The organism is Verrucomicrobium sp. 3C (genome assembly GCF_000379365.1).
Lineage (GTDB): Bacteria > Verrucomicrobiota > Verrucomicrobiia > Methylacidiphilales > Methylacidiphilaceae > Methylacidimicrobium.
Window position 1 is genome coordinate 35424 of record NZ_KB901878.1, and the last position, 2608, is coordinate 38031.

The following is a 2608-nucleotide window of genomic DNA, read 5'->3' on the forward strand; positions in this document are numbered from 1 at the left end:
CCTGGATGGGATCCTCTGCGTTCAGGACGACCGAATCGTCGGCAACGACAACACGGTCCACTGGGGGCGGAAGAAGCTCCAGATCTTGCCCCAAAGCTGGCGTATGGGCTTGGCAAAATGCCGCGTCCGGGTCTGTGAGCATCTCGACGGCAACCTCAGCGTCCGGTACGGCCACCGGATCGTCGGCTGGTACGACTCGGAGGGCAAGCCGCTGGAGCCACACCAAACCAAGGCGGCTTAAAAGAGGAGCAGAACTTTGCCCTTGCCCCGGGGCAAGGGCAAGAACCCCAAAGGAAACAACAATCCAATATCCCAAGCGGTCAGATCACTTGTTACCAAAGCGGTCAGTTTGACATGTCTTCAACAGTCTTCAACAGTCGCGCAACCCTAGGCAAATATCCTCGGATATATATAAGGGATCTGCCTATATGCTGTAATCGCGTCTCCTGGCGGGTGGGTGGCTTCCGACACAAACCTCCCGAGAGGAATCGACAGCCTGGGTCAGGCAGAGGATGAAATCCCGATTGTTGTTCCGCAATCTCAAACGTACTCTCTTCGTGACAGCAACCCTGCGGCGGTGGTTCTCGGGAGGCTGCGGGCCGGACCGGGACAGGTGGCAGAGCGGTTGATTGCGGCGGTCTTGAAAACCGCTAACCCGCAAGGGTTCGTGGGTTCGAATCCCACCCTGTCCGGAGTGCCTATTGTCTTCCACCTATGAGGAGTCCGCACCCGATGAGCAAGACGGCAACCTGGATCGCACTGCTCCGAGGCGTCAACGTCGGCGGCAGGAACAAGCTGCCGATGGCGTCGCTGGTTCCGGAGCTCGAGAAGATGGGCCTATCGCCCATGCAGAGCTACCTTCCAGAGCGGGAATCTGGTTTTTTGCGGCTCCGATTCCTCCGCCCCGATCCTTGCCGGGATGGTCGGTGAATTCCTCCGCATTCGCCACCGGCTCGATATCCGCGTCCTTCTGGTCAGCAAGGAGGAGTTTCTGGCCTCGGTGGCGGCGAACCCGTTTCCGGAGGCCGGGAAGGAAGCCGACGGAAAAGCGCTCCATCTCCTTTTCCTGGAAACGGCGCCCGCGTCGATCGACTCGAACCGCTTGGACGCCCTCGGAACTGCTTCCGAATCCTGGCGCTTGGTTGGACGGGTCTTCTATCTCCATGCCCCGGACGGGTTCCACGGCTCGAAGCTCGCCGCCAGGGTCGAACCGATCCTCGGCGTCCCCGCGACGGCGCGGAACTGGCGAACGGTCTCGGGGATCGGCGCGATCGCGCGAAGGTTCCTATAACCTATTCGCATCCAGCAACCAATCGGTTGCGGACCGCGCCCCGGATCGGGTAGCATCGCCCGATGCGTCACGCGCTCCTTGCTTTCCTCCTCCTGATCGCGCTCGGCTACTCGGCTCTGGCCCAGTCGCCCATCCTCCCCGATCCCAAGCTGACCCCAGGCGATACTTTCCCGGTTTCCCGCGAGGATGTCTGCGTGCCGGGTTACTCCAAGACGGTCCGGGACGTTCCGATTGCCCTCAAGCGCGAAGTGCTGCGCCGCTACGGAGTCCCGCTCGCGGACCGGCGGAATTACGAAATCGACCATCTGATTCCTCTCTCCCTGGGCGGTTCCAATTCGATCCGGAATCTGTGGCCACAGTCCCGGAGGACCCAACCTTGGAATGCCGGGAAGAAGGACTTCTTGGAAGACCGGCTCCACAAGCTCGTCTGCTCGGGAAGGGTCGACTTCGCGGAAGCCCAGAAAGCGATCGCGAGCAACTGGATCGAAGCCTACCGGAAATACATCGGTTCGGATGGCGGGACGCAAAAGGAGCGGGGAAGGGCGGCAGGGCCATCGCCAGCGCAGCAGGCTCAAAGCTCCCTCGTCTGGGTCAACACCCGTTCCAGAGCCTACTGGAAACCCGGTTCTTCCCTTTACGGGAAGACCAAGAAGGGGCAATATATGACCGAGGAGGAGGCCAAGGCGAAGGGCTTCCATCCCGCCCACGGCACCGGGAACTAACAAAGGACAACCATCCAGGCACCCATGGGGCTCAATCGAAAGCTCAGCTCGATTCTCCATGGGAGGCAGATCGCCCAATGCGAAGCCGCCCCGGATCAACTCTCTCTTGCTTTTAGAGACGGTTCCCGCTTGGTTGTCCGGCTCGCGGCGGCCGCGCCGCCGCTTCCCGCTACCGGCGCGATCCAAAAGGTGCTCGAAACCGGCAGCCGCTTCGTTCTGGTCCTCGAATCTGGCCCCCAGGTAGAGATCGCGCTTGCCGATCCCGGCTCGTCGGTCTCCCTCCGCGATCGGCACGGCAAGGTCGAGTATCTTGGATGAGTCGCAGGGTCTTTTGTTTTGGAGTTCATGCGGCGGCGAGGATGGCCAGACATTGTTTAGGGGTGGAGCAGAATCGTTCGCGGAACTGCGGGAGGGATTGTTCGCCGAGGCGTTCGGAGAGGAGCGAGAGGAGGGCGTTACGGATGAGCGCCAAGTTGGCCAGCAGGTTGGGCTGGCGAGAGCGGGAACGGTCTTCGCCCATCAGGACATCGCGTCGCCAATGATTGCGGATTTCGGCTCCGCCCCAATGTCCTCGGATCAAGTCCAACCATTCTTG

General features: G+C 61.2%; 5 protein-coding genes, 1 tRNA gene and 1 pseudogene. 6 read left to right on the forward strand and 1 reads right to left on the reverse strand.

Features of this window, described 5'->3' with window-relative positions; translation table 11 throughout:
* The 6 genes and pseudogenes from A37A_RS20275 to A37A_RS0114055 form a co-directional block, all read left to right on the forward strand.
* Positions 1 to 241, forward strand: a pseudogene (locus A37A_RS20275) (transposase); the annotation flags it as partial.
* Between the two features lie 366 nt (positions 242 to 607).
* Positions 608 to 692, forward strand: a tRNA-Ser gene (locus A37A_RS0114040).
* Positions 693 to 732: 40 nt separating this feature from the next.
* A complete protein-coding gene (locus tag A37A_RS21875) occupies positions 733 to 930 on the forward strand; it encodes a DUF1697 domain-containing protein (RefSeq protein WP_051076309.1) in 198 nt (65 codons plus the stop codon).
* Entirely contained in the window at positions 908 to 1291 is a 384-nt protein-coding gene (locus A37A_RS17720; RefSeq protein ID WP_255324931.1) for a DUF1697 domain-containing protein, read from the forward strand. Before A37A_RS21875 ends, A37A_RS17720 begins: the two co-directional genes overlap by 23 nt.
* A 62-nt stretch (positions 1292 to 1353) precedes the next feature.
* Complete coding sequence (locus tag A37A_RS17725) at positions 1354 to 2013, forward strand: HNH endonuclease domain-containing protein (protein ID WP_018292122.1); 660 nt, start codon at positions 1354 to 1356, stop codon at positions 2011 to 2013.
* A 24-nt stretch (positions 2014 to 2037) separates the two neighbouring features.
* Positions 2038 to 2331, forward strand: coding sequence for a hypothetical protein (locus A37A_RS0114055; protein ID WP_018292123.1), 294 nt, complete (start codon positions 2038 to 2040; stop codon positions 2329 to 2331).
* Between the two features lie 25 nt (positions 2332 to 2356).
* Here the strand turns inward: A37A_RS0114055 and A37A_RS17730 are convergent, their stop codons facing one another.
* Positions 2357 to 2599, reverse strand: coding sequence for a DDE transposase family protein (locus A37A_RS17730; RefSeq protein ID WP_081616336.1), 243 nt, complete (start codon positions 2597 to 2599; stop codon positions 2357 to 2359).
* Between the last annotated feature and the right edge of the window lie 9 nt (positions 2600 to 2608).

Coding starts and splice junctions, on each gene's coding strand:
- A37A_RS21875 (WP_051076309.1), top strand. CDS start 733: ATGAGCAAGACGGCAACCTGGATCGCACTGCTCCGAGGCGTCAACGTC.
- A37A_RS17725 (WP_018292122.1), top strand. CDS start 1,354: ATGCGTCACGCGCTCCTTGCTTTCCTCCTCCTGATCGCGCTCGGCTAC.
- A37A_RS0114055 (WP_018292123.1), top strand. CDS start 2,038: ATGGGGCTCAATCGAAAGCTCAGCTCGATTCTCCATGGGAGGCAGATC.